22 protein-coding genes are annotated in these 24,944 nt (G+C 46.0%); 1 reads left to right on the top strand and 21 read right to left on the bottom strand.

From position 1 onward, the window contains the following. Window positions 1–5: 5 nt before the first annotated feature. The 12 genes from VIG27_RS00375 to VIG27_RS00320 form a co-directional block, all read right to left on the bottom strand. Window positions 6–869 carry a hypothetical protein gene (locus VIG27_RS00375; RefSeq protein ID WP_394524233.1) on the bottom strand — a complete coding sequence of 288 codons (864 nt, stop codon included), beginning with the start codon at window positions 867–869 and terminating at the stop codon, window positions 6–8. A 30-nt stretch (window positions 870–899) separates the two neighbouring features. Further along, window positions 900–2,438 (bottom strand): hypothetical protein, encoded by a 1,539-nt coding sequence (locus VIG27_RS00370; protein WP_394524231.1) that lies wholly within the window; start codon window positions 2,436–2,438, stop codon window positions 900–902. Further along, window positions 2,425–3,390: a glycosyltransferase family 2 protein gene (locus tag VIG27_RS00365; protein ID WP_394524227.1), complete on the bottom strand. Its 966-nt coding sequence runs from the start codon at window positions 3,388–3,390 to the stop codon at window positions 2,425–2,427. The genes VIG27_RS00370 and VIG27_RS00365 overlap by 14 nt, the downstream gene beginning before the upstream one ends. A 92-nt stretch (window positions 3,391–3,482) precedes the next feature. Beyond that, complete coding sequence (locus tag VIG27_RS00360) at window positions 3,483–4,310, bottom strand: class B sortase (RefSeq protein WP_394524225.1); 828 nt, start codon at window positions 4,308–4,310, stop codon at window positions 3,483–3,485. A 30-nt stretch (window positions 4,311–4,340) separates the two neighbouring features. Further along, window positions 4,341–5,117, bottom strand: a complete 777-nt coding sequence (locus VIG27_RS00355) for a Spy0128 family protein (RefSeq protein ID WP_394524222.1) — start codon at window positions 5,115–5,117, stop codon at window positions 4,341–4,343. Window positions 5,118–5,142: 25 nt separating this feature from the next. Then, complete coding sequence (gene srtB / locus VIG27_RS00350; RefSeq protein ID WP_394524218.1) at window positions 5,143–5,877, bottom strand: class B sortase; 735 nt, start codon at window positions 5,875–5,877, stop codon at window positions 5,143–5,145. A gap of 29 nt (window positions 5,878–5,906) precedes the next feature. Continuing rightward, window positions 5,907–7,007: a hypothetical protein gene (locus tag VIG27_RS00345; protein WP_394524207.1), complete on the bottom strand. Its 1,101-nt coding sequence runs from the start codon at window positions 7,005–7,007 to the stop codon at window positions 5,907–5,909. Between the two features lie 69 nt (window positions 7,008–7,076). Beyond that, the gene (gene lepB / locus VIG27_RS00340) at window positions 7,077–7,646 is read right to left on the bottom strand and encodes a signal peptidase I (RefSeq protein WP_394524205.1); all 570 of its coding nucleotides are present in this window, start codon (window positions 7,644–7,646) and stop codon (window positions 7,077–7,079) included. Continuing rightward, window positions 7,639–7,881, bottom strand: a complete 243-nt coding sequence (locus tag VIG27_RS00335) for a hypothetical protein (RefSeq protein ID WP_394524202.1) — start codon at window positions 7,879–7,881, stop codon at window positions 7,639–7,641. Before VIG27_RS00335 ends, lepB begins: the two co-directional genes overlap by 8 nt. Before the next feature lie 15 nt (window positions 7,882–7,896). Then, on the bottom strand, window positions 7,897–11,181 hold the full coding sequence (locus VIG27_RS00330; protein ID WP_394524200.1) for a hypothetical protein: 3,285 nt from the start codon (window positions 11,179–11,181) through the stop codon (window positions 7,897–7,899). Beyond that, window positions 11,166–11,687 carry a hypothetical protein gene (locus tag VIG27_RS00325; RefSeq protein ID WP_394524198.1) on the bottom strand — a complete coding sequence of 174 codons (522 nt, stop codon included), beginning with the start codon at window positions 11,685–11,687 and terminating at the stop codon, window positions 11,166–11,168. Before VIG27_RS00325 ends, VIG27_RS00330 begins: the two co-directional genes overlap by 16 nt. 212 nt (window positions 11,688–11,899) lie before the next feature. Beyond that, window positions 11,900–13,114: a BTAD domain-containing putative transcriptional regulator gene (locus VIG27_RS00320; RefSeq protein ID WP_394524196.1), complete on the bottom strand. Its 1,215-nt coding sequence runs from the start codon at window positions 13,112–13,114 to the stop codon at window positions 11,900–11,902. Window positions 13,115–13,502: 388 nt separating this feature from the next. Between VIG27_RS00320 and VIG27_RS00315 the strand changes: the two genes are divergently transcribed. Next, on the top strand, window positions 13,503–15,182 hold the full coding sequence (locus VIG27_RS00315; protein WP_394524195.1) for a methyl-accepting chemotaxis protein: 1,680 nt from the start codon (window positions 13,503–13,505) through the stop codon (window positions 15,180–15,182). A 35-nt stretch (window positions 15,183–15,217) separates the two neighbouring features. On the opposite strand, the gene VIG27_RS00310 is transcribed toward VIG27_RS00315, so the two are convergent. The 9 genes from VIG27_RS00310 to VIG27_RS00270 all read right to left on the bottom strand — a co-directional run bounded on the left by VIG27_RS00310 (window position 15,218) and on the right by VIG27_RS00270 (window position 24,937). Then, complete coding sequence (locus VIG27_RS00310) at window positions 15,218–15,505, bottom strand: hypothetical protein (protein WP_394524193.1); 288 nt, start codon at window positions 15,503–15,505, stop codon at window positions 15,218–15,220. Next, the gene (locus VIG27_RS00305; protein ID WP_394524190.1) at window positions 15,499–15,954 is read right to left on the bottom strand and encodes an ABC transporter substrate-binding protein; all 456 of its coding nucleotides are present in this window, start codon (window positions 15,952–15,954) and stop codon (window positions 15,499–15,501) included. The genes VIG27_RS00310 and VIG27_RS00305 overlap by 7 nt, the downstream gene beginning before the upstream one ends. 160 nt (window positions 15,955–16,114) lie before the next feature. Continuing rightward, window positions 16,115–16,639: a shikimate kinase gene (locus tag VIG27_RS00300; RefSeq protein ID WP_394524189.1), complete on the bottom strand. Its 525-nt coding sequence runs from the start codon at window positions 16,637–16,639 to the stop codon at window positions 16,115–16,117. Then, window positions 16,639–17,277 carry a flavin reductase family protein gene (locus VIG27_RS00295; protein ID WP_394524185.1) on the bottom strand — a complete coding sequence of 213 codons (639 nt, stop codon included), beginning with the start codon at window positions 17,275–17,277 and terminating at the stop codon, window positions 16,639–16,641. The genes VIG27_RS00300 and VIG27_RS00295 overlap by 1 nt, the downstream gene beginning before the upstream one ends. 12 nt (window positions 17,278–17,289) lie before the next feature. Beyond that, window positions 17,290–18,960 (bottom strand): putative manganese-dependent inorganic diphosphatase, encoded by a 1,671-nt coding sequence (locus VIG27_RS00290; protein ID WP_394524184.1) that lies wholly within the window; start codon window positions 18,958–18,960, stop codon window positions 17,290–17,292. Window positions 18,961–19,261: 301 nt separating this feature from the next. Continuing rightward, a complete protein-coding gene (locus VIG27_RS00285) occupies window positions 19,262–20,206 on the bottom strand; it encodes an ROK family glucokinase (protein WP_394524180.1) in 945 nt (314 codons plus the stop codon). Between the two features lie 47 nt (window positions 20,207–20,253). Further along, entirely contained in the window at window positions 20,254–22,233 is a 1,980-nt protein-coding gene (gene tkt, locus VIG27_RS00280) for a transketolase (protein ID WP_394524177.1), read from the bottom strand. Next, entirely contained in the window at window positions 22,230–23,504 is a 1,275-nt protein-coding gene (locus VIG27_RS00275; RefSeq protein ID WP_394524175.1) for a DUF5711 family protein, read from the bottom strand. Before VIG27_RS00275 ends, tkt begins: the two co-directional genes overlap by 4 nt. Window positions 23,505–23,578: 74 nt before the next feature. Beyond that, the gene (locus VIG27_RS00270) at window positions 23,579–24,937 is read right to left on the bottom strand and encodes a LysM peptidoglycan-binding domain-containing protein (RefSeq protein WP_394524173.1); all 1,359 of its coding nucleotides are present in this window, start codon (window positions 24,935–24,937) and stop codon (window positions 23,579–23,581) included. Between the last annotated feature and the right edge of the window lie 7 nt (window positions 24,938–24,944).

The raw sequence follows: 24,944 nt of genomic DNA, 5'->3' as shown, positions 1-24,944 counted from the left end.
TTCTTCTAAACATCATATTGAAGTTCATTTTCTACCCTTTGCTTGAATAACAACATGTTATCTCCAAACGCTTCCTTATCATATTCCAGACTTGCTATTTTCACATCAATTTTAATCGCAGCATCGGTAATACCGGAAAATGCATCTTTTTCTGAAATACGGCTTTTCAGTCTTCTCATGGCAATTTCACTTCCCGTCTTATCACAGGTCATAATGATTGCCAGACTGCCTTTTTGGTCGATGGAATAGGTTTTATCCTCCGCCCGAACCGTATCTACCACAATCTGAGCCAGCCGCTGGATCACACGCTCATAATTCTGCCTTGATAAAATACTTGCAAGCTCTGCTTCGTATTTCAATACGATGATCATTAAGGACAGAGGCATTTTATTCCTCTCGGTGTAGGAAACCTGCACATTTAAGTCATAATATAAGCTTCTCAGGTTATAGAGCTTGGTCAGAGGATTTATCATCACCAGCTCCTCCACCTGTTCCCTTAAAATATCGTTTTCCAGTTCCAGCCTGTGATTGCCGGATACGAACAGATACATAACTGCCACACTGAGAAGAGGAAGAAATATCCAGACAAAGCTAAGTTTGGGAATCTCCGTATCATAGGAAAGGAACAGATACAAACGGTAAGCGGTGTAAATGGTCACCTGAAGGCCTGCCAGCACACAAGCAATTCCAAACATTTTAAAGCCTGCAAACAAAAGGACTGTAAAGGTTCCAAGCAGCATGAGCACCGATTCAAAAAGCATAGCCCTTGGGGTATAACTGACGGTGATGGCACCTGTAAACAAACAGGCCAGCAGCAAAACCAGACCAACATCCTGAAACAAATAGCCAAAAGACTTTTTATCTGACATCTAACCTCGATTCCTCCTACTCTGCATTTTTTAAACAACTTTGATCCTGTGCTGCAGCTCCGCAAATACACAATACGTCATAATGTCCAGGGAAATTCCCACAAGGAACATACGCTGCACCATTTCAGCATCACCGCTATGAATGATCACGACAAGTGACTGGGACAGCAGCACGCCTAAGACCATCATAAGCAGATCCAAAAATATGGTGTTTCTCCGATCCTTTGGGGGCCTGATGGAGTACCCTTTGTAAAATAAAAAGAAGACCGCCCCAATCAGCAAAATCAGATATCCGATGGTCCTTGGTGCCAATGTCATTTTAAACGTACTCCATCCGGACCAGAAAAGACTTCTCGCCTTCTTTGGAAGACCTGCAGTTATCTCATAATTGCCGCAGCTGCTTCTTCGGATATCCATTCCGGCCCGGATAGAAACATCAAGCATTCCTAACAGGCTTCCCGGATGCCGCAGATAATAAACCGCCACGTCTGAGGTGGTATATTGATCCATAAAGCCATGATATAAGGAATCATCGCCTGCCTTTACAAAGGGAATATAATCATAGGCGGAGGCATCGGTCAAAAGCTCATAGGAGGGATCAATGCCAAATTCCTCAAGGGTTTGTGCCGGATTGGAAGAACCAAACAATACTCCTCTTGTCATTGCGTGGAATTTACTGGTTTCCGTAAAATCCGACGGAAATAAAAAGATATTTAAAATTGAAAATATGCTTAATAAAAATGCAGCCGCCACACAGCTTACTCCCCAAAGAAAACTTTTCCGTACGAAGATGAGGCGGATCACATATACGGCCAGAATAAAACCAATGACTGCACACTGCCGCCTGGAACCCACCAGAATGACCCCAGAGACCAGAAACAGAAGCAGGCTGTAGAAGTCCCAATGAGCATTCCGTTCCGTCTGAAAGGACATGGAAGCGCCTGCAACGTATAACATGGTAATAAACCAGATGGCTTCCGGATAAAAGGAGTTAAAGTAAGTCACATACCCGATATCGGAAAAAATGAACAAGCCTGCTGCCGCAATGATGACCCCTTCGGAAAACTGCCGGACCCTTTGGCATACCTGTCTGACTATCAGATAAACCGCCGGCAGATACAAAAGAAGGTATAGAAACCCAAGAAAACGGATGTCGAAATTATTATCCCTTGTCAAGACCTGATCCAGCCCTTTGGCCAGTCTGATGAGAAACACCTGGCTGTTTACCGTCTTTCCCGGCACATCGTTTCCCGATGCAACGGTGGAATAGGTTTTCACAAAATAATTGTTATAAATCCGGTCCGGTTCCTTATCCTTATAGTAAATACCCGCAGATCTCATAATGTCATCCGTAGAGCCGTCCCCTGCCACGCCCAGGCCACCCGGCAGGAACAGGATGGAAGAAACCACCAGTGCCGTTATGGCAGTCACCGCCAGAGCCAGGAGAGAGGGCGAGTATTTTCCCTCCATTTTTACATTGACTTTTTTTATAAACGCTTTGATTCCGTTAAAAAAAGTCAGCAGTCTGTTCATCTGTCTGGACGCTTTTGACTCTTCACGATTCTTCATGAGGCTTCTCCATAAGATTGTTTATTTCAATGTTATATCTAGGGCGATGTTTTACTTCTATATAAATTTTCCCGATATAAATGCCGATCAGTCCCACGGACAAGAGCTGGACTCCGCCGATAAACCAGATGGATAAGATGATCGAGGTCCAGCCCGCAACGACCTTTCCGGTAATAAAGGAAATAAATGCATATACTGCTGCCAAAATACTGCAAACCACAATGGCAAGCCCAAGACGTGTTATCATTCGGATCGGCTGTATGCTAAAAGAAGTGATTCCTTCAAAAGCCATGGAAAACATTTTATTTAAGGAATATTTGGATTCACCGGCTATCCGGGACTTCCTGTCATACTTTACAATGGCAGAACGGTATCCGATCAAAGGGATGATGCCTCTTAAAAACAGATTTCTTTCCGTATAGCCGGAAAACTGCTCCACTGCCCGTTTGGACATGAGCCGGTAATCCGCGTGATTATAAACGATATCAATTTTCATGGCCTGCATCAGCTTATAAAAACCAAGAGCCGTATATTTCTTAAAAAAGGTATCCGTATCCCTTCTGTTCCTGACTCCGTAAACAATATCATTCCCCTGTTCAAATTGATCAATCATTTCTTCGATTACAGAAATATCATCCTGTAAATCGGCATCAATGGATATCATCATATCCGCAAAATCCAAGGCAGTCAGAAGTCCTGCTGTGAGGGCATTTTGATGACCCGTATTTCTGGCAAGCTTCAAACCGAAAACACATTCATATTCCTTACGGAATCCCTGAATCCTCTCCCAGGTATGGTCCCTGCTGCCGTCATCCACATAAAGAATGAAACTGTCTTTTTTCACTTTTCCTTTTTCTGTCAGTTTCTTTAACATACCGGTCAGTTCCGTATTCGTATAGGCCAGGGCTTCTTCTTCATTATAGCAAGGTACTACAATACAGAGCTTCTTCATCCGCAGTCCCCCTTTTACCCATTTATTTTACCTAAAATTCTTCATAAGATACCAATGGTGTGTGATTTCTTTTCATATTTTATAGGTAAATATCATTTTCGTCTTCTCGCAGCTACAACAAAACGGCCGTCAACCGCCTGATAGCTGCAGGTGGAAAGAATCAGCAGTTCCTCTCCATATTCCGGAACGATTCCAGTATTATAAAAGGCGGCTTTACGTGCCTGGGAAACAAATTGTTCATATTCCTCCTTTGAGAGATCTCCTCCGTATTCATAATAGCGAAAGTTCTCCCCTTCTCCCTGATTAAGCGTCGTCTGGAAGGCGGAAAACACTTCATATTCCCGTTCTTCCTCCAACGTATCAAAAGAAATGACCGGATGTTCTTTCCAGTAGCTTTCTTCCGCATATTGATCCAGAGTTCCAAACATGGTCCCATTTTTCATGTTATGACCATAAACGATCACGCTTAGGCTGTCCACGTTGCAGCCTTCGCCGAGAAATGGTGTCCCGCTGATGGAATCTTTTCCATAGAAATCTCTGCGGATATAATATTGAGGGTCATACGGCGAGCTCATAACCGGATAATCAAGCAGGGTTCCCTCAATACGGATCCATGCAGCAAAATCATGGTTTAACTCATATACATTCCGATAATCCCTTGCCGGTCTTGACCGCTTTGGCTCCCCGTTGGTACTGCAAGACGCTTCACTCTTCCCTCCGGCCTCCTGCTCCCCGGTTTGAATCACATTTGCCAACGTCCGGAAGGAATTTTCTTCTTGTCTGGAATTCCACAGAATCCAGAACAGACAGAAAAACGATCCTGCAAATAACACAATGCAAATGACGATTAATAGGTTTAACAGGGTTCTTTTCTTTTTTATATCTGAAGTTTCAGCCTCTTCATGCTTTTTACCACTCATTAACTAGTTCTCTCCTCTGTTTCTAAAGCCTCAACCTTCTTCTGCATCCATGCGCCTTTTGTATGCCACCAGCAGTACAAGCGCCGTGCCTGAACAGGCGGCCAGGATGATATATAAAGCCAGATTTGTGGGATCTCCCGTTTTCGGAAGTCTGGAATTGGGAAACATGGACTTGGGAACCATATTTTCCGGGATTAAAATGTCCGGAACCAGACCAGCCGGAAGGATTCCCGCCAGAGGAGTCGCTGTATCCTCAATCTGGGTCAATCCATCCCTTGGAGCATCAGAGCTTCCCGGTCCGTTTCCGTCTCCGCCCGAACTGCCTCCGTCTGATGGACGGTCATAATGGTTGGTAAACGCGATGCGATCTGCCTTCTGCCCCCCATCGCCGTCCTTTGATGCCCAAATCTCTGCTGCCAGACTGCCCCGCAGAGTATTCACTACACGTACATTGACTTTATAAACCGTTTGATCATAGGTCAAATCACTTTGCGGCTCTGAATTCTGGCAGATGCGGTATTGATAATCTGCCGGTACCCGGTAGGCGATGGGTCCAAATGTGATCTGCCCCGAACCCTTTATGGTAATGGAAGCAGTCTCAGGCATAGGTGCTCCCGGCGTGACGTTTTGAATGCTCACTGTATAAGGGATTCCATCCGGTATTCGTCTGCCGGATGTTTCAATGCCAACCGGAATTGATACCGAAACCGGATCTTGTGCAGCTTCGCATACCATCGGCAGCATCAGGGCTGCAAGCACAGCTGGAATGATCGTATAAAACAGCATATTTCTAATACCCTGATACATCGTTCACAATTCCTCCTTTTTGTGCCTATTCCTCAACCAACCGGCCGAATAAGATGATACGGCCGTTGGTTTGGGCATTTTCACAGGTGGACATCCCAATGATGCGGTCTTTTGAGGTGACACCAATCTCCCGGTAACAGACGGAATTTCCCGCCAGATAGCCCAGCAGCTCCTCCATATCACATTCTTTTCCCGGAGCGTAAATAATGCGGTCGTAACCATCCGCCTCCATGCATGCAAACAGCTCCACTTTTAGGGATTGATTCTTCAGATACAAAGTTCCTGTCCTGTGTGTTTCAAAAAATTCTGACTCCGTAAATTTTTTGACATCCGCAAACATCCCCCCGGTATCCACGTTATGCCCATAGATCAGGCTATAGCTGTCTGTAAAATCCGGCTGATTTAAACAAGACAGGAAAATAGAGCCGGAAAACGAAAAGTTTCCCCTCACATCCTGATTCAGATAATCCATATCTGTCTCACCCTGTACCAGAGGATAATCAATACTGGTATCATCAATCGTCAGCCAGCCCAGCACATCTTTATTGATGGCCATCAGCTCCTCCAGCGAAACCTGATCCTTTAAACCTCCTGTGGGCTTATACTTCAGCAAGTCCCCCGAAAGAAAGGCCCCTCTGCTGATCATAAAGCTATCCCAGAGAGAATACCCTCCGTAGGACAGCATCAGAAGAATCATCAATGCTGCAAAAACCCTTAATATGCAATTTCCAATCCTTGCTGCATTGACTGCTGTATCCATTTTAAATACCTCCTACATCCTGAGACTTATTACTCCTCATCTCTTTTCTTTCTAAGAAACAGTGCTCCAAACACGCCTGCAAGCCCAACCATAAGTGCATATGGTCCAAAACTAAGAGCTAAACCAGTCGGGGTGGATACGGTCTTATTGTTTTCAACCTTAATCGTTTCACCATCCACCTTAACGTTGCCCACTTTTGTAACTTTTCCATTCTCTGCAGCTATTTGTTCCCCATCAATCATGGTAATATAACCGTCTTTGCTGTAATCCTCCTCGGATACCGTATAGGTATCGCCCTGAGTCAGGCCATAGATATGCATGGATTCCCCATCCTTTAATGTAAAGGTCTCACTTTTACCGCTTTCCATGTGGTCGATGGTTTCAGTATTCGATCCATCCTTTTTTTCCAGGACTACCTTATAAAATTCCCCCTCATTACTGCTCTTTATCTCTGCAGTAAACGTAAAGGCTCTTCCCTTGTCTCCCTGATTACCGGTAACACTCTTGGTGATTGTGACATCATGGGTGGTATCATTGTCACCTTCTCCCTGTCCATAGTTATTGGTAAAGGTCAAATCACTTTTGCTGTCTTCTCCCTCTTTCACAATTTTCACATAGTTACATTCTAAGCCCGTACCGGCTTCCTTATTCTGTATAAATACATAGACATTCCGCACCTTATTATCATAAAGAATACCATCATACTTTTGATCAAGTTCAGGCTCGACTTCACGCACCGTATAATGATAGACACCCGGAGCCGTAAATTTGTCTATATCCACATTGATTTTTCCATCTGCCGTATAGGAATCTGCAATTTGATTCATTTGAACCGGAGAAAAGGAAAACTGATTGGCCTGGTCAAGTACCAGTCCCCCCTCTACGCCGGGCTGAACAAGAAAGGTTTGACCGCCAATGCTTGTGCTGCCTTCCCCATTTCCCTGTTCGATCTTAAATTCAAAGGTCGTATTGGGGGCATATGTATTTCCGTCTGTTGTAACCACTTTCTTTAATTCAATGGACGATATGGCCCCTTCTGTATCCGCCAGGGCGCTCATCCCTCCCATTGTCATTACCATAGTTCCTGTCAACAGGGCTGATGTAAATAAACGAATGATTCTTCTTTTCATATATAGTATCCTCTCTTTCATAAGGTTTCCCCTTCTATTTCTTATTACAAACATTTGCTTTTAACTGTCTCAAAGACCGGAACGCCGGATAACGGTAATAACCTTTCCTTTGATTTCCCTCTGCTCCACCGGTCCAAAATACCGGCTGTCCTTTGCCCCCTCCCGGTGATCGCACAGGATAAAATACTGGCCCTTCAAAAGAGTCAGGGGATAGGCCACCTGGTCGCCGTAGCGCGCTGTGGAGTAATAGATATCCGTCTCAACAACCGGACTTCCATTGATCTTTAACCGTGAGTCTTCGGTGATTTCCACACGGTCTCCCCCGGCAGCTACGATTCTTCCGGTGTATTGCGTTCCATCCTTTTCAAATACAACAACGTCCTGGGAATGAAGGTTGTGTTCCAGCCGGTAGTAAAGCATAAGGTCTCTGGCACTGATTCTGGGGGACATGTCATTATTCTGCATTGGAGTAATACCGAACACCACGCCGAAAAACGTTCCCAACAGCAGAATCATACAAACCAGCTTCCCAATAAACGAAAAAATTTCTTCCCGGTCGGAAAGACGGCGGATTCTTTTGCGGATCACCATTTCCGGCGTCATGGCTTCTGCCGGTTTTTGTTTCTTGCTTCTACTCATCGGCAGACTCCTGAGGGTGCTTCTGCATTTCCTTAAACAGAGCGATTATCTCATCCCGTTCCTGTAAGCGTGCCTCGTAGCGTTCTCTCTGCATTTCATAAGCGGCACGGTACTCTTTCTGCACCGTATCCAGCTTTTTCCACACATCTTTTTCATCCACTCCGCCAAATAATTTTTTCTTAAACCGAAGATTCCGAAACAACTGGGCTATATTTTCCATATTTTCTGCTTCCATCACTATAAAAACTCCTTAAATAAACTCGTTCCTGCTTCGCCTTCTCCGGCTCAGCCCCACCAAGAGAAACCACAAACCGCCGCATACCCCTCCGGTAACCATCAGCAGATACGGAACTCCATTGGTGATAATTCCCGTTGGTACCGCTATGTTTTTGGTGTTTGTGAAGATTATGGTACATACATCACCCAAACAGTCCGTATACCAGACCGATCCTTCCAGAGAACCAATTTTTTGATTATTGCGGTCAAATGTCTCATATCCGGTCTCATATCCCAGAGAGTTGTTATTGTTTTCTTCTATTTCGACCTTGTCATTGTATTTCAGATTATGAAAGGTAATGGACTGGCCGTCTGCCAACGTAAATACGCCATTTTTTACGGAAGGATAACCATAATCATCACCGTTTACCAATAACCCATTGACCTTAATCGTAAATTCAAACTTTTGGCTCCTGTTTCCGGCATTTCCTGCAACCTTTTTCTGAACCGTAATACTTTTTTCTTCAGGAATCCATTTGGCATAATAATATACATCCGTTTTAAATGGAGTTTTCTCATCCACATCGGTTTGCGCCAGCTCCCCCATGCCATTGCCCTCGGAATCCTTTTCCTTGTACCAGCCGCCAAACACATACCCTTTGGGGCCCTTCTCCGGTTGCCCCTGCCATATGGCGTCCACCGTCCCATAGAATATTTCTTCTTTTTCATCCCAATACGGCCCGGGCATTTCTTCCTGATGTACCGTAATGGAATTCGGGTTCTTGCTGAATGCATCCACATAGCTGACGTGATATTTGCTCTTTTCTATGTCAGAAACCTTACAAAATACCAGGCGGAGCGTTCCTGTGGGATTATAAGAATAATAACCTTCCTCTGTGTTCCTGTAATCTCCAGGCAAACTTTTAATATTTATTTTCTGCCCTCCTTGATAATGGGTTCCAGTATAGGCCAAATTAGAATCATATCTATTTCCGTTGTCGGCAGGTGCTCCATAATTCAGTAATTGTGAAACTTTAACGTAATTCCCACTGTTACTCCAGTAACCATCATAATAGAAATAGGCATAGCCCTCGGTAAACGAATATCCCGGAATGGAAATACCCATGGCATCAATGAGAGCCGGGCCAATATTAAGCTCTTTTGTATTAAATTTGTACTCAGCCGGATGGTTTTCCTTTGCCGCTTCATTCTTACTGAGGTAATCCTCAAGATATTCCTCACCATTTTCATCCCGCAGTACGATTGTATAACGCATGTAGCTGGCATCTCTCATTGATGTAACAGAACCTGCATTGTCAATTTCATCCTTGGCAGTATAATAAAAGTTGATCTCCTCCCCCGACCGGGGGGCTTCTTTGTAGTACAATCTTATTTGAATATCTCCGCTTATTTTTCCACTATATTCCCTGCCATCAGCCGTATAGTAATAGGTGTAATAGGTGTAATCCCTTCCCCAGTAATTTGCTTTGATGCCATGAATGTTATGTTTTTTTCGATACCTTCCGTCTTCTTTTATATATAGTTCCGCATAATCATAGTGATATGATATCCCTTCATATGTAACCGCTTTTATATCACTCTGCTCCGAAAATTTTAGCACTTCCCCATAACCCATACGGATTTTTTTATAAGGACCTGGATTTAGTTCCCCTTCTGCATTCCTCAAATAAGTCACTGCATCCACACTTCTCCCAATCCCAGTCCAGGTAATTATAAACTTAGAAAAACTTTCTACCTGAAATTCAGCGACCGTCTCAGCTTCCCCTACTTCCACCGCTCCCGGTGTTTTCTTCCGGGCATCAGCCACCGCTTCCACCTTAACGCCATCTTTTCTCTCAGCCAGATGCTGGACCACAAGGGATTCCGGGTCCGTCTCTTCCGGAAGGACTGCTGCATTCAGCCGGATCTTTACCTGCACATTCCCATCCGGCTCAATCTCATTCCCTTCCCCATCCAGAAAGCTGATATCGTAAGCCAGCATACCATCATATTTCGTGCCGTCACCATCCAGAACATCCTTTGCTTCCAGGTATTGGTCTGCATTCTCGCCCTCCTCCTCCAGCTTTACTGCATGAAGCTCTGCGTCCTCCGGCAGAACTCCTTCTGCCGCATAAGCCTGGATGACTGCATCCCCCAGATCCGCTTCGTATAAACGCTTTGCCTGAGCCGGAGTTGCCAGATCCCACTCCTGCCGGGTCAGTCCTAAATCTCCCGCAGTCGTCACAAAAGCGGCAGCGGTTTTCTTCCCAAGAAGCACCGTCTCATAAATATCTCCCTCCAGTACCTCTTTCTCATCCGCTTCTGCCAATGCCGCCTCCGAAGGGGAGGCTTTCTCATCCTCCCTTTCCCCGTCCGCATCAGAGGGACTTGCTGTCATGGTCAAAATGGAGGTCTGATGTCTGGAAATCGCTGCCACAGGATTCTCTGTCAAACCGTCCTCATCCTTGCTCTCCGTTTTATCCAGAGCATTGGGTTCTATATTGCTTTCTTCCGCCTCTGTCATTTTTTCATCCGAAGTGTCAGGCACCTTTGTATCCTGCGTTGTTTCCTGCGTCTTTTCAGTTGTTTCATCTTCTGTAACAGCGGTGGTCTTCTCAGGCATTTCTTCTTCTGAAACAGCGGTGGTCTCCTCAGGCGTTTCATCTTCTGTAACAGCGGCAGTCTCTTCATGTGTTTCTTCTTTGACCGCGTCAGTCTTCTCATTTGTTTCTGCCGCAGGCTGGCTTACGATGCCGTTTACACCATCTTCCAATTCCACCTCGCTGCGCGGCACAACCACGATTTGCTCCGTCACCTTTCCATCCACGCGGATTACCGCCGTCCGTTCTTTATGGGATTTATTGGTCACGAGGAAAATAATTTCCTCATCCTCTTCCATCCGGTATCTGCTTCCCGGCGTTTTACTCTGCTCCAGGCGGGCAAATATCCGCAGATCCATATATTTATTATCCTTCTCAAACTTCGGCTTCAGCTCATATAATGTTCCATCCGGTTCAAAAAGTGATTCATAATCCTCCGCTCCCTCTCCCCGGAATGCCAACAACTTTTTCACCTGCTTTTCCTTTTTAACCGCTTTCTGAAGTGCTTGATCCAACCGTCTGCCATCCAATTTAAAGCAAGTGACCCCGGTTTCTCCCACTTTTGCTGCTGATGTCTCAGACGAAGCCTCAACCGTGCTTACACCGTGTCCAAAAATCAAGCTAATGCAAAGTCCTGCCGCACAGATTCGTCTGCCCATGTGCCGCAGCCTCCCGCCAAGGGGAGTTGCCGTTGGTTTTACCTTCAATTTTCGAACCATTGCTCCGTCACCACCTCTCTTCTGCCGCATTTAACCGAAAATAATTCTTCCAATGCCACAGGATCAGGATTGATTGCATCGTCGACCATCTTAAACAGCTCCATGGCACTGCGAAAGCATTCCTTCTTGCCTTTTTCCACCCAAACCACATCCCCCTGCCAAGTAGCATTCTGCCGGTACTTTACCTGTACGATAAAGGTTCCCAGATTTCCTCTATTCTCCTGGATACTGTATCTGTGCACGGGGAAATTCATATCTCTTTTTTTTATACTGCCCCCGGCATTTCTCGTTCCGGTCCATGAACGGCAGATCGTGGACGCCTGGGGAAAATCCCAGCTATCATATAACTCCTCCATTTTCCGGATTAGAGGAATAATCCCTCTGAATACAAGCGGTTCATCATCGTATTGATGCCAGATCCTCCCGGCATATTCTCCCTGACGATACTCATCAATACAAATGCAGACCAAATCCGGTGCATGGATGTTCCTGATCATTTGATCCATATTCTTTCACCTCATGCACACAGTTTAGCAAATCACCTATCTTACAAACTATCATAAAACCTGTTATTTTTGTTTTTATCCATTTTTACCAATTTAAGGATCAATATCAGATACCACAAAAAAGCCAGGGTCCTCTCCTATGAGAAAACTCTGGCCTCTTTTGCCCTTTTAAACCTGATATGTCATTATAAAACGGACGCTTAACACGCCTCCTACAACGTCTTCTTATGATCAACCAGATCAGCCATGGACGTAATCAGGTATTCCACCTCAGACCGGTAACCAGACCGTTCCTTAAACTTTTTCCGAATCCTCCGGTAGATCACCTCACAGTCCTCCTGTTTTGCCCCTTCCAAAAGAATCAGATATTGGGCGGAGTTATACTTGGTAAACACATCTCCCTTCCGGAGACAGCTGCTGATAACCTCCTTAATCAGTTGAGAGCGTTTCCTAAGTTTTTCCTCGTTCATGATCATTTTTCTCTCATAATCCACCAGTGTACACAGCATCAGGAAAACGGATCGTCCGTGCCGCTCCATGCGCCGGCTGGTCACATGACAGATATCAACAAAACTGCGGTAGGAGCAGTAGTAGGCTCCGGCCTCTTCCGGCATGATGTTAATATACTCCCTCATATCTCTCTTAATATTTTCCAAGTCGCCGGGAACATGTTCGCTCATCTGACTTAACGTTTCATAACAGTTAAGCATCTCCGGAGAAGGGGGCAGTCCCATCTCTTCCGAATACTGGTGTACCATATCGTTATACACGACGTACGCCTTTTTGTAATTCTTCCGCTTCAGAAGCGTTTCAATCTGTTTTAACTGCCAGTTATCATAGGGATAAATTTTTGACGCTCTCTCATAAATCTGCTCTAACATCTGATAATCCAGCTGTTTTTCATAATAATCCGCAAGGCAGTTCACACACTCTCCATACATAGACTTTAGACGGGAATTCTCAGATATCACCCACATTTCCGTGGAAATGGAGGGAAGCAGTTCTCCACGGTAGAGTTCAAATGCGGCTTGATAGCGGGAAATTTTCTCCTTACTGCCAGATTCACAGGAAAGAAGATCTTCAAACTCCTGCACATCCAGCTTTACGGGAAATCGCGGGTCCGTCATATAGAACCCATCCGACCGAATGATATACTCCCCATTTGGCAGTCCCGTCTTCACCATCTGACGCCGCAGCTGATAAATAAGATTGTTCAGGCTGTTATTGGAATCGGCAACACCTTCCCCTCCGTACAAAGCTCTGATCAGCGATTCCTTTTTTACCCCGCTCCGATTGCCGTAATACCAAATAAACTGGAGCAGCTGCATGTATTTTAATGTACTTCTTTTTCCCAGTATCACTTCTTTCCCTTTGTAAGAGATGGAAAACTCACCAAGCATACGGACCTGAAATCCTTCATTCTCCATACTTCATACCCCCTCGTATTCTTTCGTACAACTATCTGGTAAGTTATTTATTTTTTATTTATCATACTGAAGGGAACCTTCTTTGTCAAATTTCTTTCCATTCAGCTCTTTAAATTGATATAAAAATATCAAAAGATAAACAAAAAAATAATTCCCAGAAATAGGAAATTGACTTCTTCCATACTTTCATTTACGATATAATTACCTTGTGAAAAAAGGCATTTATTTACAAATATTCCTGAGAAATGTAGTCTAGTATGAGCATTGACTATTAGAACGAAAAAAACTATAATAACCGATATTACACTGGAAAAAAATACCACGAGTTCATAGTGTTATTTATAGATAAAACGCTTCAATAAGCGCAAAGAACCACGGAGGAGAATTTATGATAAACAAATTAAAAGTTAAAAACCGGTTACTAGTCACCTTTCTCATTGTAGTATTGTTTTCAAGTTTGGCTGGAATCATTGGGATTCAGCTGATTCACACCATTGATAAAGAGTACAATAAAGAGCTGGAGGATTACGGATTTGCCCAGGGCGATATCGGAAGTCTGGGACAGGCATTCCAGGCTCACCGGGCTACGGTTTTATACATCATTTACGCCGAAGGTGCTTCCGAAACCCAAAAGCAAAAGGACACCCTTGCCAAACAAATTGATGTGATCAATGAAAAAATGGCAAAGGTCGGAACCCGCATGAAAACGGCTTCCGAAAAAGAGCTTTTCAACAACCTGACGGAAAAAATGAAAACCTACGAGGAGATGCGCAGTAAAACCATCGCTCTTGCAGAAAAATCTTCCAAGGAATCCATGTCCTATTTCCGCAGCAACGCAGCTCCCCTTGCGGCTGAAATCGGAGATACCATCAATTCCATACTGGCAGATAAGTCTTCCGCCGGTCAGATCCGTTCCGCAGAGCTTGCCAGACAGGCTTCCATATTCATCGTTATTATGATCGTCATTGTGTTTGCTGCCATTGCCGCCTCTGTAATCCTTGCACTCCGTATTACAAAGGGAATCATCAAACCTCTTGATGAACTGAAAGAGGTCGCTGACCACATGGCACAGGGCGAGTTGAAATGCAGTCTTGAGTATCAATCCCATGATGAACTGGGAAGTCTTGCCGACAGCATGAGAACCATGATGGCAAGGATCTCCTACTACATGGATTACATTTCTGATACCACTGGACGTATGGCAAAGGGTGATTTTAACATTCCTCATGATACGGAAGAATTTAAAGGAGAATTCCGTCCGGTACAGATTTCCATCCAGCACCTTACAGACTCTTTAAATGATGTTATGGGAAAAATCACACAGGCTTCCGACCAGGTCGCTTCCGGTGCAGAGCAGGTTGCAAGCAGTGCCCAGGCCTTGAGCCAGGGTGCTACGGAGCAGGCTTCCTCCATCGAAGAGCTGGCGGCCACCATCAATGATATTTCCAACAACATCAACTTAAATGCTGAGAATGCAAAAGAAACCAGCAAACAGGTAAACAATACCACCTTAGAGCTGAAATCCGGCAAAACCAAAATGAAGGATCTGACCGATGCCATGGCAGCCGTCAGCGAAGCATCTGCAGAGATCAATAAAGTCATCAAGACCATTGAAGACATTGCATTCCAGACCAACATCCTGGCGCTCAATGCCGCCGTAGAAGCCGCAAGAGCAGGGGAAGCCGGAAAAGGCTTTGCAGTCGTTGCCGATGAGGTCCGCAATCTTGCCAATAAGAGCCAGGAGGCATCAAAGAACACCACCGTTCTGATTGAAGATGCCATAAATTCCATCGAAACCGGTAACCGAATCGCCAATGAGACCGCAGAATCCATGGATCATATCGTAGAATCTGCTCAGTCCATGGCCATACTGGTTCATCAGATCTCGGCCGCTTCCGAGGAACAGGCCAATGCCGTTGCCCAGGTAACGCTGGGAATCGACCAGATCTCAAGCGTTGTCCAGACAAATTCCGCCACCTCAGAGGAAAGCGCTGCAGCCAGCCAGGAGATGTCCAGCCAGGCTCATATGCTGAAACAACTGATGCAGCGATTCAAAGTAAAAGCATGATTAAAAGCAGGAGGATTTTCGTTCTCCTGCTTTTTTTATCTCCCATTTGTCCATTTTTTTATCTCATCTCCGGTTCCCAGTACCACATGCTGTCCAACCAGCAAATGTCTCGTTCCTGCTTCATAATCAATTCCCAGCTCCTTACAGTCATAAGAAAGGGCCACCCTCCGTTTTTCCCCCAGAGGGTCCGGCCTTGGAATGGCGGAAAGCAAAGACCTTGTATAGGGGTGAATGGGATTTCCAAATATCTCCTCCGTGGTCCCAGGTTCCACCAAATGTCCCAGATGCAGGACACCGATCCGGTCTGAGATGTATTTCACCATGGATAAGTCATGGGCAATAAAGAGTATGCATATTCACTGGCTGTATCGGGGTCCACCGCCCGTCTCCAGGCAAATACAAAATCATTGGCTGTGACCGGCGTTCCATTGGACCATATAGCATCTCTTAAATGATACGTGAGCGTTAAGCCATCCGAACTTTTATCCACACTCTCTGCCAGTGCCGGCACAGGTTTTCCACCGGCATCCACTCCATATAACCCATCGGTAATCCCGGCAATGACTTCAAAGGAAGTCCCGTCGGTGGCAATCTGAGGGTCCATAGAGGCCACTTCCACATCAATATGTACATTTAACAGGTTTTCCTCGGCTTTGGCAGCTAAAGGCTCCGTTTCCTTTGTTACTGTCTTTGCACTTTTGCATGCAGTCAAAGACCATACCATGATTCCTGCCATACCGACGGCTGCCAGCCGCTTTAATTTTTTCTTCATCACTTTTCCCCCTTACAATCATCGGATTCCATTCATTTCTATCCCGCAGGGCATCATGTCTCCGCAGGAAATAAAAATAGTGCCCGGCAGAATCCTTCTCTGCTCAGAAACCATTGTCAAACATATGAAATACCATTATTCTGCTTCCTCATTTCATACCTTATGTATCCAGTCCGAACCGTTCTTTCATCATGGCTCTCAGTTCATCCACCACCTTGCCGGCTTCCAGTCCAGTCTCATCAATGGTGATATCCGCATATTTTTCATAATAGGGAATCCGCTCATCATACAAGTCCTTTAAGGTCATACCGTTTTTCAGTACCACCCCCCGGTCCACCAGATTGCCCAAACGCTCCCTGAGATTTTCATAGCTGAGCTTTAAATAGATCACGATGCTGATATCCTTTAAATGCTCCATGGCTTCTCTTCCATAAATCACGCTTCCGCCGGGTGCGATCACACTGTGAGAGGCAGAAAGCTCCCGGTTGACCCGGTTTTCTATTTCCAGAAAGCCGTCATCCCCTTCCTCGGCGATGATTTCCTTTAAAAGCCGCTTTTCCTGTTCCTGAATGACAATATCCACGTCTACAAATGAATATCCAAGACGTTTCGCAAGCAAAACACCAATGGTGCTCTTTCCTGATCCAGGCATTCCGATCAATGTGATATTATCTTGCTTCCCCATTATCTTTTTTTCCTCCTGCCGGCTGATTTTTTGTCCGTTTTTTTTACCGAATATCCAAAGCTGCCGATTTTCTTTCCAAGCTCAAAGTACTCTCCGTGAGAATAAGCCACCAGCCCGGCCTGATTTAAATGAAATTTGTTTTTCTCATCCATATACCGGCTGTCTACGGTCACTCCCAGGATTTCAGCCAGAAACAGATCATGGCTTCCCAGAGGCTTGATTTCCACCACCCGGCATGCAAGGCAGACCGGACTTTCCTCTATTCCAGGTACCTTGATGTGCTTGAGCGTACATGGGGTTAGCTTCATCTCTTTAAATTTATCCACGTCCCTGCCGGATTTTACTCCGCAGTAGTCCGCTGCCCGCACCAGCTCCTTTGACACCAGGTTCACGGCAAATTCCCCGGTCTCCTTGATGATATCATAGGAATAACGCTCCCGCCGCACAGAGATCGAAAGCATGGCAGGCGTGGAACAAATGGTTCCGGCCCATGCTACCGTAATAATATTGGGCTTTTCGCCTTCCCTCTGACAACTGATCATAACGGCAGGAACCGGATAAAGCATGTTGCCCGGCTTCCATTCCACTTTCTCTCGTTTCACAGGAAGCTGTTTTTGATTTGACTGCTGTTTTTTCATGGACCGTCCTCCTTAACCCTGGACGGCTAACATGATGCTGGGAATCAACTGTTTCTTTCTGGATACCACACCCGGTAAGCTGACCACATGTTCCTGTGAGTTGGTTTTGTCGTCATCTGCGCGGAAGGCTGTTGCGATCATCTGCTTTGCTCCCTGGCCTTCGCAGAGCAGAACCGTGGACTCTGTAAGAATATTGGTAAGCATAAAGAACATCATATCCACCCCGTGCTCTTCTCTCGCCTTTTTCATGTATGGAAGCATGCGTTCCTCCAGTTCCTTCAGCTCCTCGGAGTTTAAAGAACTGATCTGACCTACGCCAAATGTCACCTTTCCAACGTTAAACTTCTTAAAATCCTGATAAAAAATCTCCCCGTCTGTCTTTCCCTTTAAATTACTGCCTGCCGCAAACATGGAGGAAGCATACTTTTCAGCATCAATCCCTGCGATCTCTGCAAGAGCAAGGGCTGCCTTTTTATCTGCATCCGTACAGGTCGGAGAACGGAACAAAAGCGTGTCGGAGATGATGGCACTGCACAGAAGTCCAGCGATCTGAGGCTCAATGGCAACCTGATTCTCCTGATACATCTGATAAACGATGGTAGCCGTACACCCTACCGGCTGATTGCGGAAAAATACAGGTGCAATGGTTTCCACGGTTCCAAGCCGGTGATGGTCAATGATCTCTAAGATCTCCGCACTTTCCATACCTTCCACCGCCTGGGACCTTTCGTTGTGGTCCACAAGGATGAGCCGTTTTCCTTTTGCCCCCAGCAAATTACGGCGGGAAATCATGCCCTTATACTTTCCGTTCTTATCAAGAATCGGGAAATCACGGTGGCGCTTGCTTGCCATCACGTCTTTGATCTCATCAATGTAATCTTCCTCTTCAAACGTAATCAGCCCTTCCGTCTTCATGAAAAAGCTGATGGGAATGCTCTGGTTCACCAGACGGGCCGCTGTATACGTGTCATATGGCGTGGTCATGACCGTACAGCCCCGCTCCTGCGCCAGCTTTTTAATGGTCATGGAAACTGCGGCACCTTCGCAGACAATAATGCACGCCGCCTCCATCTCAATGGCACAAAGCTGGGATTCATACCGGTTTCCCAGGATGACCAGATCGCCCTTGGAGATGTAATACTCCATCATATCCGGATTGGCGGCAGCGATCAGAACTTTTCCCTTATCAAAATAGGCATTCTTATTGCCAACCACAATATCCCCCTCCAACGTCTCTACGATGTTGGAGTACTGGGTGCAGGCTTTTGATAAAATGCTGCTGTCATATACGTTCATGTAAGACTTTGCAATGTCTCCCACCGTAATAAGCCCTTCCAGCATCCCCTTTTTGGTAATTGCCGGAATCGTCACTACATTATCTTCCTGCATCAGATTCCATGCTTTCTTTAAAGATAGATTCTTATCCACCCCTTGAATCGGGCGGATCTCTATATCCAGAACCTGGGTCTTTACATTTTCCACAAGCTCCGGCGCTTCCATGCCAAAATAATTTAACACAAACTGGGTTTCTTCGTTGACACGTCCGGCACGTCCCGGCTGATAATCTTCCCCGGTTATGATCCGCTTCAGGTTTGCATAGCAGACTGCGGAGCAGATGGAATCGGTATCCGGATTTTTATGTCCAATGACGATGGTCTTTCTATTTTTAAGGCTGTTTTTCATAGTATCTCCTTTTTCATAATCTGTTTACAGGCCGTTCATATTGTGTTCATATCCGTTTTTTATACTAATTGTATAGAAAATAAGTTTTTAAAATAAGTTAATCAGTCAAGTTGCACATAGATTTTTCATAATTGCCCCGGTTGTCCGTCAACCGGGGTCTCCTCATATTGGGAGGTTTCTTCCTTTGTGAAGTATTCCCATTATATCATAATTTAGTAAATTGTAAATAAACCGCAAATAAAATACCAGATATGACTGAAGAATTTCATTTCCCGCCAATACCTGGTATTTCGTTTTATTCCTAATTTAAAATCAGTTTGGCAGCGCCATAAATACCAGCATCATTCCCAAGAGTCGCCAACACGATTTTGCCTTTATTCTTTGAAATCGGTGTAAACTTTTTATAATTTTCATCAATCGCATCAATCAGAAACTGACCTGCTTTTGATACACCTCCTCCTAAAACAAATACTTCCGGGTCTGTGGTCATAGAGACCTGGGCCAGAGCCATTCCAAGATAATGCCCCACAACCTCCATGACTTCCATCGCAAGAGGATCGCCTGCCTTAGCCCCATCAAGCACGTCCTTTGCGGTAACCTTATCTCCAAAGCTCCTCAAAACAGACGGCATATCCTTGGAAGCCATCTGCCTTCTTGCCTCCCTTGCAATGCCGGTGGCGCTTGCCACCTGCTCCACACAGCCCACACCGCCGCAATTGCAGGTTTCCGTTTCATCCTCACGGATGTGGATGTGGCCGATCTCTCCTGCCAGTCCATGCCTTCCGGCAACGATTTTCTGGTCAATGATCACACCTCCCCCGACGCCGGTGCCAAGTGTGACCATAACAATGTCATGATAGCCTTTGCCGCCGCCCTGCCACATCTCACCGAGAGCCGCCACATTGGCATCGTTGGCACTTTTTACCGGAAGGCCGTGAAGCCGCTTGCTTAACTCCCGCTCCGGGTAGCAGTCACGCCAGCCTAAGTTGACGCAGACCTCCACATAACCGTTTGGAAGGACCGGACCGGGAATCCCCAGTCCCACACCTGTGATCTCTTCAATGGAAATCCCAAGCTCTTCCAGCCTTTTCAAAATGGAGTCAGCGGTATCATCAAGGATGTATCTTCCGCCTTCTTCCTTTCTGGTTTTCACTTCCCATTTATGCAGAAGCTCCCCTGACACTTCAAACAGGCCAATCTTTACGGAAGTACCGCCAACATCAACACCAATACATTTCTTTCCCATGACTGCTTACGCTCCTTTTCCTTTTGTATCAAGATGCCAGGCATCTTTTATAAGGATTTCGCAACTTCTGCCACACGCTCCGCCGTGAATCCAAAATGCTCAAATAACTGACCGGCAGGACCGCTGGCTCCAAAGCCAGTCATGGTCACATAAGCTCCGTCAAGGCCTACATATCTGCCCCAGCCAAAATCACTTAACGCTTCCACAGCCACACGCTTGCGTACAGCCTTTGGAAGAACGGATTCTTTATATTCCTCTGTCTGCTCTTCAAACAGATCCATACAAGGCATGGAAACTACCCGGACCTTACGGTCAGAAAGAAGTTCTTTTGCCTTCACCGCAAGCTCCACCTCAGAACCGCTGGCGATCAGAATCAGTTCCGGTGTGCCTTCGCAGTCGTCAATAACATAACCGCCCTTTAATGCCTCTTTGCTGCTGCCTGGCATCGGAGTTAAGTTCTGTCTGGTGAGAACAAGAGCGGTAGGAGTTTTCTTAGAGGTCAGTGCTGAATACCATGCGGCTTCTGTCTCTGTTTCATCACAGGGACGGAACACATGGAAATTCGGCATGGCACGAAGCATGGCAAGCTGCTCGATCGGCTCATGGGTCGGTCCGTCTTCTCCAACACCGATGCTGTCATGGGTGAAGATAAAAGTCTGGGGGAGCCCCATCAGAGAAGCCAGGCGTGCCATAGGCTTTGTGTAATCACTGAATACAAAGAAAGTAGCCACAAAGGTGCGGAGACCGCCGTGAAGCAGCATACCATTTCCGATGGCAGTCATACCAAGTTCTCTGACTCCGAAGTGCATATTGCGTCCGCTTCTGTTTTCCTTTGAGTAATCTCCTGCATCCGTCATGTTGGTCTTATTGGAAGGCGCAAGGTCTGCAGAACCGCCGATTAAATTCGGCATATGGTCTTTGATGCGGTTTAATATCTTTCCGGATAAATTTCTGGTGGCATCTGCTTTTTCCGGCTTTTTCCAGAAATCCGCACATGCTTCAATGGCTTTTTCTGCCCCGTCAGGATCATGATAAGCGTTCCATAAGGCTTCCATCTCCGGATATTCCTCACAGTAAGCCGCAAACATCACCTTCCATGCAGCTTCCACCTCAGCCTTTTCCTCTGCCAACTTGCGGTAATGGCTGTATACCTCTTCCGGAACGAAAAATGGTTCTGTAGAGGGCCATCCTAAGTTCTCCTTTAATGCAGTGATATTGTCTGCTCCAAGAGGCTCTCCATGGGCGCTGGCTTTTCCCTGCTTTGCGGGGCAGCCGTAGCCGATCTGAGTCTTGATGGTAATAAAGGAAGGATGCTCTGTGTCTGCCTTGGCTTCTTCAATGGCACGTGCGATGGCTCCTAAGTCATTGCCGTCTTCTACGGTTATGGTCTGGAAATGGAACGCTTCCATACGCTTTTGCACATCCTCTGTGAATGCAATATCCGTACTTCCCTCGATGGAGATCTGATTGGAATCGTAAAGAACGATCAGCTTTCCAAGACCAAGAGTTCCTGCCAGAGAAAATACTTCGGAAGAGATTCCTTCCATCATACAGCCGTCTCCGCCCAGCACATAAGTGTAGTGATCCACCACCGGATAATTGTCCTTATTGAATACGGAGGCCAGATGGCTCTCTGCAATGGCCATACCAACTGCCATACCCATACCGGCACCGAGAGGTCCTGTGGTCGCCTCAACGCCTACGGTGTGGCCGTATTCGGGATGTCCGGGTGTCTTAGAACCTAACTGACGGAAATTCATCAAATCTTCTTTTGATAAATTCCCGTAACCAAACAGATGGAGAAGGGAATACAAAAGCATGGAACCATGACCACCGGATAAAATAAAGCGGTCTCTGTTTGCCCAGTTGGGATCTGCCGGATTGTGATTTAAGTGGTTGGCCCATAATTCATATGCGGCGGACGCACAGCCTAAAGGAAGTCCGGGATGTCCGGAATTGGCTTTCTGGATCGCATCTGCAGATAGGATGCGGATTGCGTTGATTGACATGGTTTCGACGTTGCTCATTGGTATTGCCCTCCTATTTGTAATCTAATTTCTTTCATATTTTGAGGACCCATCACGATCAGGGTATTTGGAAGCCTGCCGTTACGGATCTTAGATACCGGAAAATCAAATGTGCCGGAAAATTTGAGCCTGCCAGACATGCTGTAGACTCTGCACGAGTCTCCATTATACAGAAATACATGATCTCCGTCAATATCCGCGCTGGTATACTGATATTGGAAACCTGTGGAAAACACATGGTCTCCATTGGCCTTATAGACCTCCATCCGGTAGGGGTTCTCCCCTTTCGGGTTGTCCAGGATCAGGCCAACATATTTGGGGGAATAAAAGACGCTCTTAATCTCCTCCTGTACCGGAATCTGCTTTAACAGCTCCGGAGAGAGGGCGTTCTTTGTGGAATAAAATGATACGCTGTTGTCTGCAAATGCACAGGAATAAGTATCATCAAGGAACCGGACCTGAGCCACAAGTGCTCCGTCATATGGCTGGTCAAAGCCGCCTACCAGCCTGTCCGGAATGCTCTTTCCGATTTCAGAAAAGTTATGAAACGCGACCCTGCCGTTTAACGTACCGTTTTTTAAATAGGCATAGGCCCCCATCAGCTGGGTTCCGTCAGGAGATAAGCTGATATCCACCGGATAACCGGAATCCCCCCCTAAAAGCGCTTTGATCTTCACATCAAGAACCGATCCATCCTGATTAAAAAAATAAATGTAATTGGAGGTGGAATCCTCTAATATGGCAGCTACCACTCCATACGAGGATACGGTGGCCTTCACGATGGGAAGAACCGTAGTCGCCACTCCTGTTTTCCCTGCTTTGTCAAAAATATAGATGGAATTCCCCTGCTGGTCAACAATGGCCGCATAGTCCCCACTAACGTAAGCCTTCGGCGATTTCATCTCATAGCTTTGAATCCACACTTCTTTTCCCTGGGAATCCACATAGGAGGCACCATCCTTGCTGTATTTCAGCACATTGGAACCAAAATCCATATATCCTTCATAGCTTCCCTCATTCATCTGCTTTGCCCAGACCACCCCATACCTGGTATAATGATAGAGCCGGAAATACTGAAATGCACCGATCCCTCCTGCTGCAAACACAATAAACAGTACCAGAAAGATTCTGAGCCTTTTCTTCCTTACCTTATCGCGGGCTTTTTTTATGATTTCTTCGCTGGATTCATCCTTGTCCACAGACGTTGGGACAATCTGCCGCCTCAGCTGGTTTTTTTTAATCTCTCTGTTCATAGAGTTCCATTCACTCATGCAGTTTTCTCCTAAAAATGCCCATATATAGTTGTAGTATACATCATTTCAAGAAGAAACGCATTATATTTTTTCTACGGAAGCAGTAATTTCTGACCCGCTACGATCTTATTCTCATCCTCCAATCCATTGAGCTCACAGATTTCCTCCAGCTTATTCACATTGTGGTATTCTGCTATCATGATTCCGTACAGCGTCTCTCCCTCCTGGACCACATGGACCCGCTGTCCTGCTCCTGCGGCGGCTTCTGTTTCCGCCGGTGCCTGGCTGGTTTCCCCCGAAGCCTTGCTCTCCTTTGACGGAGCCTTCTTTGTTTCCGCAGAAGCTGCGCTGGTCTGTTCCGGCACCGTTTGGGTTTCAGCCGATGCCGCGCTGGTCTGTCCCGGCACCGTTTGGGTCTCAGCAGATGCTGCGCTGGTCTGTCCCGGCACCGTTTGGGTCTCAGCCGACGCTGCGCTGGTCTGTCCCGGGGCGGCTTTTGTCTCTGCCGCTGCCTGACCTTCCCCGGCCTTTGTTTCCGGCAGCGTTTTCGACATGGTTTCCTTATTCACAGCAGTCGTTGGAGAAATGCCCGCTTCCGCATCTTCCACCACGACCCTGGATTCGGCTTTGGCGCCCTTTTTCTGGCTGCCTCCAAAAATCTGCTGTGCTTTTGCCGGTATAGCGGAAACGATTACGCTTTCCATGCTCTGCATCCGTTCATAGTTGTTAAACAGAACAATTCCGCCAGCTAATATGACGACTGCCATCGCAGTACACATGCCTCGAAGGAGCCCGGTGGTCTGATGCCTGTCCGTAACTTCCTCTTTGCGCTCGTCCATTCGCTTGCGGAATTCTTCAATTACCTTATCATTTGTATCGGTTTCGATACGTTTTACATCTTTTCGCAGAACCATGTAGTCCTGCATCATCTGATTTCGCTCATAATAGATACTATAGCCCTGAAGCCGGTAAAATCCGTCCTCTGACGATATGTAAACTGTTTCATCTCCTTCCGTTCCATTGCTTAAATACATCAGTTTATTGGTACCCTCAAAATACTGGACATGCTGTTTCCAATAATTCAAAGGGGTAAGATCATCTCCCGGACTGCCGCATAAAAACCAGCCCTGAATGGATCTCTTTGGGAAAAGCTGTTCCATGTTCTGATAGGCTTTTTTCCAGGAAAGCTCTGTAAATTCCACTCTTCCTTCTGCATCTGTCACGTCCTCCATCTCCAAAGCTCCGTCAATGAAGATATAAGGCGTTCCGTCATTTAGTTCTATACTTCCAAGCAATAAGCCTACCCGAAGTGGTTGTCCTTTTACAGGATACAGACGTTTCAAATACGTGTTTACATAATCCTCTACATATAACTTTACGATCTGGTCCCGTTCCCCGATCTGCCTGATATTTTTCGGCAGCTTCGGGTACGGATTGTATAATTCACCCATTGGCTCA

The sequence above is a fragment of the Lacrimispora sinapis genome, assembly GCF_043633585.1.
GTDB classification, from domain to species: domain Bacteria; phylum Bacillota; class Clostridia; order Lachnospirales; family Lachnospiraceae; genus Lacrimispora; species Lacrimispora sinapis.
This window is presented reverse-complemented; position numbering and strand designations above follow the sequence as displayed.